This is a genomic window from Stenotrophomonas sp. YJH_SMC_101-4, assembly GCF_059370395.1.
Map to the genome: position 1 here is coordinate 20,196 of NZ_JCAFTP010000005.1, position 12,486 is coordinate 32,681.

The following is a 12,486-nucleotide window of genomic DNA, read 5'->3' on the forward strand; positions in this document are numbered from 1 at the left end:
CCATGTTTTCCAATTACCGCCAGTACTGGGACCTGACCAAACCCAAGGTCGTCGCCCTCATTGTCTTCACTGCCCTGGTCGGCATGGTCCTGGCCATCCCCGGCGTGCCCAGCTGGGAGCAGGTGCGCGCCGGCGTGCTCGGTTTCCTCGGCATCTGGCTGGCGGCCTCGGCCGCGGCCGCGATCAACCAGCTGCTGGATGCGCACATCGATGCGCAGATGGCGCGCACTTCGTGGCGTCCGCTGGTGGTGGGCAAGGTCAAGCCGTGGCAGGTGCTGGTGTTCGCCGGCCTGCTGATCGTGCTGTCGATGACCATCCTGGTGCTGTGGGTGAACCTGATCACTGCGGTGCTGACCTTCGCCTCGCTGATCGGTTATGCGGTGATCTACACCGTGTACCTCAAGCGCGCGACCTCGCAGAACATCGTCATCGGCGGCCTGGCCGGCGCGATGCCGCCGATGCTGGGCTGGGCCGCGGTGACCGGCATGCAGGGTTCGTCGGACTGGGCGTACTCGTCGCTGCTGGTGCTGATCATCTTCATCTGGACGCCGCCGCACTTCTGGGCGCTGGCGATCTTCCGCCGCGAGGACTACGCCAAGGCGGAAATTCCGATGCTGCCGGTGACCCATGGCGTGGTGCACACCCGCAAGCAGATCATGGTGTATTCAGTGGTGCTGGCCCTGGTCTGCCTGCTGCCGTACCTGGTGGGCATGAGCGGCGCGTTCTACCTGGGCGGCGCGATCGTGCTCAACGCCGTGTTCCTCTGGTACGCCTGGCGCATGCTGAACCCGCCGGACGAACTGTTCTCGATGAAGATGTTCTATTACTCCATCGTCTACCTGATGGCGCTGTTCGCCTTCCTGCTGGTGGACCACTGGATCCTGCCCTGGTTGTAAAGCGCCACCTGTAGAGCCGAGCCCATGCTCGGCTGAGGGGTGGTTGGAAGAGCAGCCGAGCGTGGGCTCGGCTCTACAGTAGATCCACACCATGCGTGGATGTTCTCCTCGTCGCGTCAGGGCTTGCGCCGCGCATACCGCTGTGCGATCACGCCGCAGACGATCAGCTGGATCTGGTGGTAGATCATCACCGGCAGCACGATGGCACCGAGGCTGCCACCAGCGAACAACACCTTGGCGATCGGCACGCCCGTGGCCAGGCTCTTCTTCGAGCCGCAGAACACGATGGCGATCTCGTCCTCGCGGTTGAAGCGCAGGCGGCGGGCGATGAAGGTGATCAGCGGCATGGCGATGCCCAGCAGCACCGCGGCCACGACGGCCACGGCCAGCAGTGACAGCAGCGGCGTCTTGCTCCACAGGCCCTCGGTGACGGCTTCGCCGAAGGCCGAGTACACCACCAGCAGGATGGTGGCCTGGTCGGTGTAGCGCAGCAGTGCACGCTGCTTCTCCACCCAGCCGGCAATCCACGGCCGCAGCAGATGGCCGGCCACGAACGGCACCAGCAACTGCAGCATGATGCCGCCGATCGCATGCAGCGGATCGTGCACGCCGCCGGAGGTGCCAGCCAACGCGGTCAGCAGCAGCGGGGTGAGGAACACGCCGAGGATGCTCGACAGCGAGGCACTGCACACTGCTGCGGGCACGTTGCCATGCGCCATCGAGGTGAACGCGATGGACGACTGCACGGTGGAGGGCAGGGTGCACAGGAACAGCACGCCCAGGTACAGCTCCGGGGTCAGCAGCCAGCCCGACAGTGGCTTGAACATCAGCCCCAGCAGCGGGAACAGGATGAAGGTGCATGCGAGGATGGTCAGGTGCAGCCGCCAGTGCAGCATGCCGCCGATGATGGACTCACGTGGCAGGCGCGCGCCGTGCAGGAAGAACAACGCCGCGATGGCGACGGTGGTGACGTCATCAAGGACGATGGCGGCGGCGCCCTTCATCGGCAGCAGCGAGGCCAGGCCAACCGTGCACAGCAGGGCGAGGGTGAAATTGTCCGGTCGCAGGCGCGACCACCAGCGGGTCATGGTGGGCAGAGTCCTTGGTGCGGTGGAGTCAGGGCGAAATGGATGGCGTGGCCAGGCGCTGGCGGGTGGCGGCTTCCAGCGACTTCAGGCCGGCACGCTGGCCGAGCTGCAGGGCCTGTTCCGGGCTGGCGTGTTCGTAACGTGCATTGACCAAGCCGAGCACGGCACCGGCACGGTTGCCGGAGGCGCAGTGCAGCAGCACCGGTCCCTGGCTTTGCCGCAGGGCCTGATGCACGGCGCGCACATTGGCCGCATCCAGCCCCTCTGCGCCGGCCACCGGAATGCGCACATAGCGCAGGCCCAGCGATTCGGCCACGTGGGTTTCATCGAAACCGCGGTCTTCGTCGGGCTGGCGCAGGTCGATCACCGTGCGCACACCCCGTGCAGCCAGTTCGCGCAGCTGTGCGGCACTGGGCTGGCCGCCGGCATACAGGCCGGGGCGGACTTCATTGAGCGGGGTATCCGCGGCCAGGACGGCCAGCGGCAGGCAGAGCGACAACAACAGCAGGCAGGTCAGGCGCAGCAGCATGGTCCTCTCCGTGAAAGCGTCTGCCCCTCTACAGGCGCAGCCCGGCGCGGGCCTTCAGCAGCTCGCGCAGTTCGTATTTGTCAGTATCGTCCAGACCCTGCTGGCGCTGTTTTGCCAACAACTCCTCCAGACGTTGCACCAGCAGCTGTTTTTCCAGCTGGGCCACCGCGTCATGCAGTTCCTGGGTCCAGCTGGCCTCGGTGCCGGGCAGCGTCTGTGCCGCCAGCGTATGCAACGAGGCCTGTTCCTCGCGGCCGTCGAAGTGTTCCAACAGGGCGCCGGTGCTGATGTCCGGGCGCTGTTCGACCAGCCCCAGCAGCTCCAGCAGCAGCTCCACGCCGGGCAGGCGCAGGCCCTGGAAGTGGTGCTTGCCGCCCAGGGTCAGCGCCAGCGACGGCTGCTGCAGCAGCACGGCGATCGCGCCGCGCACCAGGCTGCGCTTGGCCACCGGTTGAATAGTGCGTGCCGGCTGGCGCTGAGGCATCGAAGCGCGTGCAGCCTGGGCGTTGCCGCCGAGGCCGGTCAGCTGCGCCAGCTGCTGCTTCATCAGGTCGCCGAAGGCACCGTCGGGAATCTGCGCCAGCATCGGCTTGGCCCGCTCGGCCAGGCGCGCCTTGCCGTCCAGCGTGCCCAGGTTGATCTCGCGGGTCAGCTCGTCGAAGAAGAACTGCGACAGCGGCGTGGCCTGCTTCAGGCGTTCGTTGAAGGCCTCGGCGCCTTCCTTGCGCACGATGGTGTCCGGGTCCTCGCCATCGGGCAGGAACAGGAAGAAGGCCTGACGGCCATCCTTCATGCGCGGCAGCACCGACTCCAGCGCCTTCCAGCCGGCACGGCGGCCGGCGGCGTCGCCGTCGAAGCAGAAGAACACGTCCGGCGCGTTGCGGAACAGCAGCTCGGCATGGTCCGGCGTGGTGGCCGTGCCCAGCGTGGCAACTGCCTGGGTGACGCCGAACTGGAACAGCGAGACCACGTCCATGTAGCCCTCGACCACGATCAGCCGCTCGATCTTCTGGTTGGCCTGGCGCACCTGCCACAGGCCGTACAGCTCGCGGCCCTTGTGGAACAGCGCGGTCTCGGGCGAGTTGAGGTACTTGGGGCCGTCGTCCTTCTCGAACACGCGGCCGCCGAAGGCGATCACCCGGCCACGGCGGTCGAAGATCGGGAACATCACCCGGTCGCGGAACTTGTCGTAGACGTGGCCGCGGTCGTTCTTGGAGAACAGGCCGGCGCGGTCGAGCAGTTTCATGCGCCGCTCGTCCTTGCCCAGCGCATCGCGCAGGCCGCTGTAGCCATCCGGCGCGTAGCCGATCTGGAAGCGTGCGCGGTTCTCTTCGTCCACGCCACGCCCATCCAGGTAGCTGCGTGCCTTTTCGCTGCCCTGCAGGTTGCTCTGGAAGAACTTCGTGGCCGCCTCAAGCGCCGAATACAGCTCGCGGCTGTCGTCCTGCTGCTGGGGGCTGCGTGGGTTCTCGCTGCGCGGCACTTCCATGCCTGCGCGCTTGGCCAGTTCATCCACCGCGTCGAGGAACTCGAGGCGGTCGTAGTTCATCAGGAAGCTGATCGCGGTGCCGTGTGCGCCGCAACCGAAGCAGTGATAGAACTGCTTGGTGGGCGAGACCGTGAACGACGCCGAGCGCTCGTCATGGAACGGGCAGCGCGCTGCATATTCCTTGCCCTGTCGCTTCAACGGCACGCGGCTGCCCACCACCTCGACGATGTCGGAGCGGGCGAGCAGATCGTCGATGAAAGCGTCGGGGATACGGGCCATGGGCAACAGAACGGGGCGCGGCCGCCAGGGCGCGCAGCAGGGGCGGCAGGTTCCCCTAGTTTACTCGCTGGCGACGCCGGGACTGGCCTGTTCGGCCTCGACCCCGGCCTTGGCCAGCTGAGCCCGTGCATGCAGGCGCTCGTCGATCACCGCGGTCATCAGCGCGCCGACGAAGAACACGGCGGTGGCGTAGTAGATCCACACCAGTGCGATCACCAGCGCACCCATCGAGCCGTAAGCGCTGCCCGGGGCCACGGTGGCGATGTAGACGCCGATGCCATACCGGCCCAGGGTGAACAGCACCGAGGTGATGGCGCCGCCGATGAAGGCCTGGCGCCACGCCACGCGGCGGTCCGGCAGGTAGTGGTAGAGGAAGGCGAAGGCCAGCGTGTAGAGCAGCAGCGAGGTCAGGTAGCCGATTGCCGGCAGCACCGAGGGCAGCTGCGCGAACACCACCTGCAGTGCAGTGGTGGCGGTCATCGAGAGGATCAGCAGGAAGCCCAGTGCCAGCACCACGCCGAACGAGAACACGCGCTTGCGCAGCCAGGCCTTGACGCCTTCCAGGCGCTGGCCGCTGGTGTGGAAGATCCGGTTCAGCGCGTTCTGCAGCTGGGCGAACACGGCGGTGGCACCCACGAACAGCAGCAGCGTGCTCCACAGCCCGGCCAGCGAACCGACGCTGGGCTGGCTGTTGGCGTTGTGCAGCACGGTGTCAGCGACGCTGGCCACGCTGCTGCCGGCCACCGAGCCGATCTGGCTGATCAACGTCTGTTGTGCAGGCGGGTACAGCGAGGCAGTCAGCCACAACAGCAGCACCAGCAGCGGTGCCATCGACAGCAGGGCGTAGAAGGAGACCGAAGCGGCCTGGGTCAGCACGTCGATTTCGACGAAGCGCTTGGCGACCGCCATCGGGAAGCTGTCCTGCAGGCGGTCAGCGTAGTGGCGAAGCCGTGCGGGGAAGCCGTGGGGACGCGAGCCGGTGGGGGCGTTGGATTGCTCGACCATGGGGATGTTGTAGCAGCCGGGGGTCGAAGGTGCGGTGAAGCGGATGCATCAATGGGGTCAGAGCCCTTCCGCGATGCGAAAGGGATCCGACCCCGGCAATGGCTTATGCCAGCAGCTGCTTGACCAGCTTGGATACCAGGCCCATGTCGGCCTGGCCGGCGAGCTTGGGCTTCAGCGCACCCATCAGCTTGCCCATGTCGGCCGGGCCGGAGGCGCCGGTCTCGGCAATGGCGGCCTGGATGGCGGCCACGATCTCGGCCTCGCCCATCTTCGCCGGCAGGTAGGCTTCGATGACCACGATCTCGGCGCGCTCGATCTCGGCCAGGTCCTCGCGGTTGGCGGCCTCGTACTGGTTGACCGAGTCCTTGCGCTGCTTGACCATCTTGTCGAGCACGGCGATCACGGCGGTGTCATCCAGTTCAATGCGCTCGTCCACTTCGCGCTGCTTGATGGCGGCATTGATCAGGCGGATCACGCCCAGCTTGTGCTTCTCGCCCGCCTTCATGGCGGCCTTCATGTCTTCGGTGAGCTGCTGCTTCATGCTCATGAGGAACCTCGTGGTGGTAGGTGGGGCGGGGCGGATGCCCGAACCCGGAAACGCAAAAAGCCGGCGACGCTCGCGCGTGCCGGCTTCGGCTCCATCGCGACAGGCAAGCCCGCCGCAATGAAGATGCGTCCGATCAGTACAGGCGCTGACGCTTGGTGACGTCGCGCGACGAGCGGCGCAGCTGACGCTTCACAGCAGCGGCAGCCTTGCGCTTGCGCTCCTGGGTCGGCTTTTCGTAGAACTCGCGCTTGCGGGTTTCGGCCAGCACACCGGCCTTTTCGCAAGTGCGCTTGAAGCGGCGAAGAGCAAACTCGAAGGGCTCGTTCTCGCGGACTTTGACGCTGGGCATGGAATCTCCGGGACACAGTAGAACCGGGTCACGCCCGGCGAGCCGCACATTATAGCGGCGAATAGACAAACTGCAAGCGGCCAACCCTGAATACGGGCCGGAAGTTCGAAAGCAGTGAGATCTGCACATCCCCCGAGGGGGCGGCAGGGGCGTCATAATAGCAGGCATGCGAGTCCTTGGCATCGAATCTTCCTGTGATGAGACCGGCGTGGCGGTGTATGACACCGACCTGGCCGGCAGCGCGGCCCTGCGCGCCCACGCGGTCTACAGCCAGATCGCCCTGCATGCCGAGTACGGCGGTGTAGTGCCCGAGCTGGCCAGCCGCGACCACGTCCGCAAGCTGCTGCCGCTGGTGCGCCAGACCCTGGCCGACGCCGGTCTGGGCGTGGGCGACATCGACGGGGTGGCCTATACGGCGGGTCCGGGCTTGGTCGGCGCGCTGCTGGTGGGCGCCGGCGTAGCCCGCTCGCTGGCCTGGGCGCTGGAGGTGCCGGCGGTAGGCGTACACCATATGGAAGGCCACCTGCTGGCCCCGCTGATGGAAGACGATCCGCCGGAAGCGCCGTTCGTGGCGCTGCTGGTGTCCGGCGGCCATACCCAGCTGGTGGCCGTGGACGCCATCGGCCAGTACCGGCTGCTGGGCGAGACCCTGGACGATGCGGCCGGCGAGGCCTTCGACAAGACCGCCAAGCTGATGGGCCTGCCGTACCCGGGTGGTCCCCAGCTGGCCAGGCTGGCCGAGCAGGGGACGCCGGGCGCGTACCGCTTCGCGCGACCGATGACCGACCGCCCGGGGCTGGATTTCAGTTTCTCCGGCCTGAAGACCCAGGTGCTGATGGCCTGGCGCGACAGCGACCAGAGCGAGCAGACCCGCGCCGACATCGCCCGTGGCTTTGAAGATGCCGTGGTCGAGACCCTGTCGATCAAGTGCGAGCGCGCGCTGGAAGCGGCCGGGACCAACGTGATCGTGGTGGCCGGCGGCGTCGGCGCCAACAAGCGCCTGCGCGCGCGCCTGCAGCAGATGGCCGAGCGCCTGGGCGGCCGCGCCTGTTTCCCGCGCCCCGCGCTGTGCACCGACAACGGCGCGATGATCGCCTTCGCTGGCGCGCTGCGCCTGCAGGCCGGCCAGCACAGCCCGCCGAAGGTGGATGTGACCCCGCGCTGGGACATGGCGACCCTGCCGGCGGTCTGATCCGGCAGCGCCGGGCCACGCCGGGCGGACGTATTACCGACGCACTGCCAACGGCGACGCCGCCAACACGGTCGTCGCCCGCTCATGGCGCTGCAGCCAGCCCAGGGTGTGCGGGCAGCGGGCGTGGATCAGCCGCCCGATCGCGGCCAGGTCGGCACCGAGGTCGCGTTCCAGGATGGGTTCGTGGTGCGCGATCCGGTTGCGCAGGTGGCGGATGCGGTCGAGGTCGGCATGGATGTTCGTGCGGACCACGCTGAGAGCACTCTGTGGCGCGTTCGGCAGTGCGATCTTCAAGCCCCGCGTCCAGATGGCTCCCTCGAAGCGCCGCGTGAAAAGCTGTTGCCAGAACGCGAAGCGAAGGCTGGCGATGATCTCCTGAGTGTCCATCCGACGACCTGCCTGTCTATGGATATTCTGCAAGGCCGACAACGCGCCATCTGCTGGCATCCGCTGCAGCAGTGCAGGATGCCAGGGCCAGCGTGGCCCGAAGGCATGCGCCAGCGCCGCGGCCGCCGCGTTGCGGATTACGATTTCACAGACGTGCAGGGGGGATAGCAGCGCGCCGCACATCTGCATGTTCCATACGTAAAGCGAGGCGGCGTCCAAAGAGTGCCGGTCCGCGATACGTTTGTACGTCGCCCACCGTGGGCGTGACAGCGCTGCCTGCAGGATTCGTTGCTCTCTCATCGAAATACGGGACCACATGGCGGATCATCAGCTTGCGCTGGCTGCCGCAGGCTTGATATCGGATAACGCCGCCGCGTCAGGCAGCAGAATCCCTGTATCGCCTTGGGCTTCCTCCAGCATGTCGCGATTGACTCTGGACCGTAGAGGGAATGAACGTCATGATCTGCAGCGTGTGCTCCGGGACTCGCGGCTGGATTCCAGCTCCCCCCGGGGACGTTGAGAGGTACCAAAGGGCCCCGCTAGCAGGGCCCTTTGTCTTTTCTGGAGCTGCGCCCCGTGCCGGCCACCCATCGCCCGTTCCGGGCAGGGTCACCGCCGTGCCGTTACCATGGCCCCCTGTATTCGGGCGGGTAAGCGCAATGGACAAGGTTTTCATCGAGGGGCTGACGATCGACGCCCTGATCGGTATCTACGATTGGGAGCGACGGATCCGCCAGGACCTGGTGTTCGACCTGGAAATGGGCTTCGACAACCGTCGCCCTGCGGCTACCGATGACATCGCCCACACCCTGAACTACAAGGCGGTGAGCAAGCGCCTGGAGCAGTTCGTGCGCGAATCGGAATTCGGTCTGGTCGAGACCCTGGCCGAGCGTTGCGCGCAGATCGTACTGGAGGAGTTCGACGTGAAGTGGCTGCGCCTGAAGCTGAGCAAGCCCGGTGCGGTGCGCGGCGCGCGCGCGGTGGGCGTGATCATCGAGCGCACGCGGGACTGACCCGGTCATGCCGGCCGCTGGCCGGCAACCTCAACAGCAATGAAGAAAGGAGACAACTGATGGTGGACGCGGTGGTGGCGGTACAGTGGCTGGAAAAGCTGCAGAACACACTGGAACCCTATCCCGGCGCCTACCTGGCGTTGATGATCTCGGCGCTGCTGATCGCAGCCGGCCTGGCCAACTGGGTGACCAAGCGCATCCTGGTGCGTGGCCTGCGACGCCTGCTGCAGCGCCTTCCGGGTGCCGAGTCCGGGCGTGGCAGCCATTTGATGCGGGTCATTTCGCGCCTGTCCAACGTGGTGCCCAGCCAGGTGATCGCCTCGGGCATCACCCTCATCCCCGATCTGCCGCCCGGCCTGGTCAACATCATCATCAAGCTGTGCATCGTGTGGGCCGTACTGACGGTGTCGATGGCGTTTTCGCATGCGCTGGACGCGGCCAACAGCCTGTACGAGCGCAAGCCCGATGCGCGCAACAAGCCGATCAAGGGCTACCTGCAGGTGGTCAAGATCGTGGTGTTCGTGGCCGCCGGTCTGTCGATCATCGCCACCCTGCTGGGCGTAGCGCTGGGCCCGCTGGTCACCGGCCTCGGCGCGGCCACGGCGGTGCTGATGCTGATCTTCCAGGACACCATCCTGTCACTGGTGGCCAGTGTGCAGATCAGCGGCGATGGTCGTGTGCGCATCGGCGACTGGATCGAGATGCCCAGCCAGAACGCCGACGGTGATGTGATCGACATCGCCCTGCACACCATCACCGTGCAGAACTTCGACAAGACCATCACCACCATCCCGACCAAGAAGCTGGTGACCGAGTCGTTCAAGAACTGGCGCGGCATGCAGGAAGCCGGTGGCCGCCGCATCAAGCGCGCGCTGTACCTGGACCAGCACAGCGTCGGCTTCCTGGACGAGGGCGACCTGGCCTTCCTCGGCCAGTTCGCGCTGCTGCGCGACTACCTGCGTGAGAAGGAACAGGAGCTGGGGCAGTGGAACGGGCGCCTGCGCGAGCAGGGCGTGGCCGAGGTCAACAGCCGCCGCGTGACCAACCTGGGCACCTTCCGCGCCTACGTGGAGCGCTACCTGCGCAGCCACCCGGGCATCCATACCGACATGACCCTGCTGGTGCGGCAGCTGCAGCCGACCACCGAGGGCCTGCCGCTGGAGCTGTACTGCTTCACCCGCAGCACTGCCTGGGGCGAGTACGAGGCGGTGCAGTCGGACATCTTCGACCACCTGCTGGCGATCCTGCCGGCCTTCGGCCTGCGCGTGTTCCAGGCCTCCAGCGACGCCATGTTGATGGCCGGGCAGCGCCAGCTGGCCGGCTCGGAGTAAGCTGCGATGCCTCCAGCCGGACCGTACGGATCCGGCTGGAGCCTGAAACTGAATGAAGAAACCTCTCGCCAAACGGCTCGGGATCGCTAGAATGCCGGGCTTGTAAACGTTTTCATCAAGGACTGCCGGTGGCCTCCGATCGCATCGAATCCCTCATTGCCCAGATGACCGTCGAGGAAAAGGTCGGCCAGCTGGGTGTCTTCGCAGACATGGTCCGCCCGTTCGCCCCGGACGTGAACCCGGAAGCCAACGTGCGCAATGCCGACCAGGTGCTGCAGCAGGTGCGCGAGGGCAAGGTCGGTTCCCTGTTCAACGGCGTGGGCGCCGAACTGGGCCGCCGCATCCAGCAGGTCGCCACCGAGGAGAGCCGCCTGGGCATCCCGGTGATCCTGGCTGCCGACGTCATCCACGGCATGCGTACCGTGTTCCCGATCCCGCTGGGCGAGGCTGCCAGCTTCGAACCGGACCTGGCCGAGCGCACCGCGCGCGCCACCGCCATCGAAGCCACCGCTGCCGGCCTGCACTGGACCTATGCCCCGGCCGTGGACATCGCCCGCGACCAGCGCTGGGGCCGTGGCGCCGAAGGTGCCGGTGAGGACGTGGTGCTGGGCTGTGCGTTCGCCGCCGCCCGCGTGCGCGGCTTCCAGGGCAGCGACCTGCGCGCCGCCGATTCGCTGCTGGCCACGCCGAAGCACTTCGCCGCCTATGGCGCGGTGATGGCCGGCATGGAATACAACATGGTGGACATCTCGCCGCAGACCCTGCGCGACGTGCACCTGCCGCCGTTCAAGGCCGCCTTCGACGCCGGCGCGATCACCGTGATGTCCTCGTTCAACGACATCAACGGCGTGCCGGCCAGCGCCAATGCCGAACTGCTGACCGACATCCTGCGCGGCGAATGGAAGTTCCCGGGCGTGGTGATCTCCGATTACACCGCCGACATGGAACTGGTCGCGCACGGCTATGCCGCCGACGACCGCGATGCCACCGCCAAGGCGTTCACCGCCGGCCTGGACCTGAGCATGCAGAGCGGCTTCTACGCCGAGCACCTGCCGGGCCTGGTCGAGAGCGGCGAGGTGCCAATGGCGGTGCTGGATGAGGGCGTGCGCCGCATCCTGTGGCTGAAGGAAACCATCGGCCTGTTCGACGACCCGTACCGTTCGCTGGACCCGGCGCGCGAAGCGGATACCTCGCACCTCGCCGCGCATGACGAACTGTCGCGCGACGCCGCGCGCCGTTCGATCGTGCTGCTGAACAACCGCGACAACGTGCTGCCGCTGCAGAAGACCGGGCAGAAAATCGCGCTGATCGGCCCGTTCGTGCAGGACCGCGAGAACATTGAAGGCTGCTGGACGCTGTTCGGTGACAAGCAGCGCTACGTGGATCTGGAAACCGGCGTCCGTGCCGCCATCGGTGACGAAGCGCTGCTGGAGATCGTGCCGGGCTGCGAACTGGAAACTGCCATTCCGGGCGGCACCGAAGCAGCCGTGGCTGCCGCTCTGCGCGCCGACGTGGTGGTGCTGGCGCTGGGCGAACCGCAGCGCTACAGCGGTGAAGCGCAGTCGCGCGTGGAGATCACCCTGCCGCCGGCCCAGCAGGCGCTGGCCGAGGCCGTGGCGATGACCGGCAAGCCGCTGGTGGTGCTGCTGCGCAATGGCCGCGCGCTGGCGCTGCAGGGCGCGGTGCGCAATGCACAGGCGGTGGCGGTGACCTGGTACCTGGGCACGCAGACCGGCCATGCGGTGGCCGATGTGCTGTTCGGCGACTACAGTCCGTCCGGCCGCCTGCCGGTCAGCTTCCCGCAGGTATCCGGCCAGCAGCCGTACTTCTACAACCACCCGCGCACCGGCCGCCCGGAACTGCCGACCATGTCGGAGTTCAAGGCCCGCTGGCGAGAGATTCCGAACGAACCGCTGTACCCGTTCGGCCATGGCATCGGCTACACCACCTTCGCCTACGGTGTGCCGCAGCTGAGCACGGCACAGCTCGGCTGGGACGACACCCTGATCATCACCACCACGCTGACCAACAGCGGCAATGTGGCTGGCGAGGAAGTGGTGCAGCTGTACATCCACGACCGCGTGGCCAGCCGTGTGCGTCCGGTGCGCGAACTGAAGGACTTCCGCAAGGTGGCATTGCAGCCGGGCGAGTCCACCGAAGTGGTGTTCACCCTCAGCCGTGAGCAGCTGGCGTTCACCGGCCGCGACGGCGTGCTGCGTGCCGAGCCGGGCCAGTTCGACCTGTGGGTCTGCGCCTCGTCGGCGGCGGGTGAAGCCGTGCAGTTCGAGCTGCTGAAGGCCTGATCGAAAAAAGGGGACGGAGGGGATTAAGTCGTTTGTGGCACTAACGACTTAATCCCCTCCGTCCCCTTTTTGTTGTCC

Annotated in this window: 12 protein-coding genes; 5 read left to right on the forward strand and 7 right to left on the reverse strand. The window is 66.8% G+C overall.

The window, feature by feature from the left end:
* Nucleotides 1-2 precede the first annotated feature (2 nt).
* Nucleotides 3-896 (forward strand): heme o synthase, encoded by an 894-nt coding sequence (gene cyoE, locus AC5P8D_RS16635; RefSeq protein ID WP_241874456.1) that lies wholly within the window; start codon nucleotides 3-5, stop codon nucleotides 894-896.
* Between the two features lie 116 nt (nucleotides 897-1,012).
* On the opposite strand, the gene AC5P8D_RS16640 is transcribed toward cyoE, so the two are convergent.
* The 6 genes from AC5P8D_RS16640 to rpsU form a co-directional block, all read right to left on the reverse strand.
* Nucleotides 1,013-1,984 carry a bile acid:sodium symporter family protein gene (locus AC5P8D_RS16640; RefSeq protein WP_043400036.1) on the reverse strand — a complete coding sequence of 324 codons (972 nt, stop codon included), beginning with the start codon at nucleotides 1,982-1,984 and terminating at the stop codon, nucleotides 1,013-1,015.
* A 28-nt stretch (nucleotides 1,985-2,012) separates the two neighbouring features.
* Nucleotides 2,013-2,513: a protein tyrosine phosphatase family protein gene (locus tag AC5P8D_RS16645; RefSeq protein WP_329766237.1), complete on the reverse strand. Its 501-nt coding sequence runs from the start codon at nucleotides 2,511-2,513 to the stop codon at nucleotides 2,013-2,015.
* A gap of 28 nt (nucleotides 2,514-2,541) precedes the next feature.
* A complete protein-coding gene (dnaG, locus tag AC5P8D_RS16650; protein ID WP_043400033.1) occupies nucleotides 2,542-4,281 on the reverse strand; it encodes a DNA primase in 1,740 nt (579 codons plus the stop codon).
* A gap of 60 nt (nucleotides 4,282-4,341) precedes the next feature.
* Complete coding sequence (locus AC5P8D_RS16655; protein ID WP_495203503.1) at nucleotides 4,342-5,286, reverse strand: YihY/virulence factor BrkB family protein; 945 nt, start codon at nucleotides 5,284-5,286, stop codon at nucleotides 4,342-4,344.
* Between the two features lie 103 nt (nucleotides 5,287-5,389).
* Nucleotides 5,390-5,833, reverse strand: coding sequence for a GatB/YqeY domain-containing protein (locus AC5P8D_RS16660; RefSeq protein ID WP_043400028.1), 444 nt, complete (start codon nucleotides 5,831-5,833; stop codon nucleotides 5,390-5,392).
* Between the two features lie 133 nt (nucleotides 5,834-5,966).
* Nucleotides 5,967-6,182: a 30S ribosomal protein S21 gene (gene rpsU, locus AC5P8D_RS16665; RefSeq protein WP_002808376.1), complete on the reverse strand. Its 216-nt coding sequence runs from the start codon at nucleotides 6,180-6,182 to the stop codon at nucleotides 5,967-5,969.
* A 166-nt stretch (nucleotides 6,183-6,348) separates the two neighbouring features.
* Between rpsU and tsaD the strand changes: the two genes are divergently transcribed.
* Complete coding sequence (tsaD, locus tag AC5P8D_RS16670) at nucleotides 6,349-7,374, forward strand: tRNA (adenosine(37)-N6)-threonylcarbamoyltransferase complex transferase subunit TsaD (RefSeq protein ID WP_021202939.1); 1,026 nt, start codon at nucleotides 6,349-6,351, stop codon at nucleotides 7,372-7,374.
* Between the two features lie 33 nt (nucleotides 7,375-7,407).
* Here tsaD and AC5P8D_RS16675 read toward each other — a convergent pair whose 3' ends face one another.
* The gene (locus AC5P8D_RS16675) at nucleotides 7,408-8,061 is read right to left on the reverse strand and encodes a hypothetical protein (protein ID WP_197579472.1); all 654 of its coding nucleotides are present in this window, start codon (nucleotides 8,059-8,061) and stop codon (nucleotides 7,408-7,410) included.
* 359 nt (nucleotides 8,062-8,420) lie between these two features.
* Between AC5P8D_RS16675 and folB the strand changes: the two genes are divergently transcribed.
* The 3 genes from folB to AC5P8D_RS16690 all read left to right on the forward strand — a co-directional run bounded on the left by folB (nucleotide 8,421) and on the right by AC5P8D_RS16690 (nucleotide 12,408).
* A complete protein-coding gene (gene folB, locus AC5P8D_RS16680) occupies nucleotides 8,421-8,774 on the forward strand; it encodes a dihydroneopterin aldolase (protein WP_010484221.1) in 354 nt (117 codons plus the stop codon).
* A gap of 59 nt (nucleotides 8,775-8,833) precedes the next feature.
* Nucleotides 8,834-10,105 (forward strand): mechanosensitive ion channel family protein, encoded by a 1,272-nt coding sequence (locus AC5P8D_RS16685; RefSeq protein WP_495203504.1) that lies wholly within the window; start codon nucleotides 8,834-8,836, stop codon nucleotides 10,103-10,105.
* 128 nt (nucleotides 10,106-10,233) lie between these two features.
* Nucleotides 10,234-12,408: a glycoside hydrolase family 3 N-terminal domain-containing protein gene (locus AC5P8D_RS16690; RefSeq protein WP_495203505.1), complete on the forward strand. Its 2,175-nt coding sequence runs from the start codon at nucleotides 10,234-10,236 to the stop codon at nucleotides 12,406-12,408.
* Nucleotides 12,409-12,486: the final 78 nt, after the last annotated feature.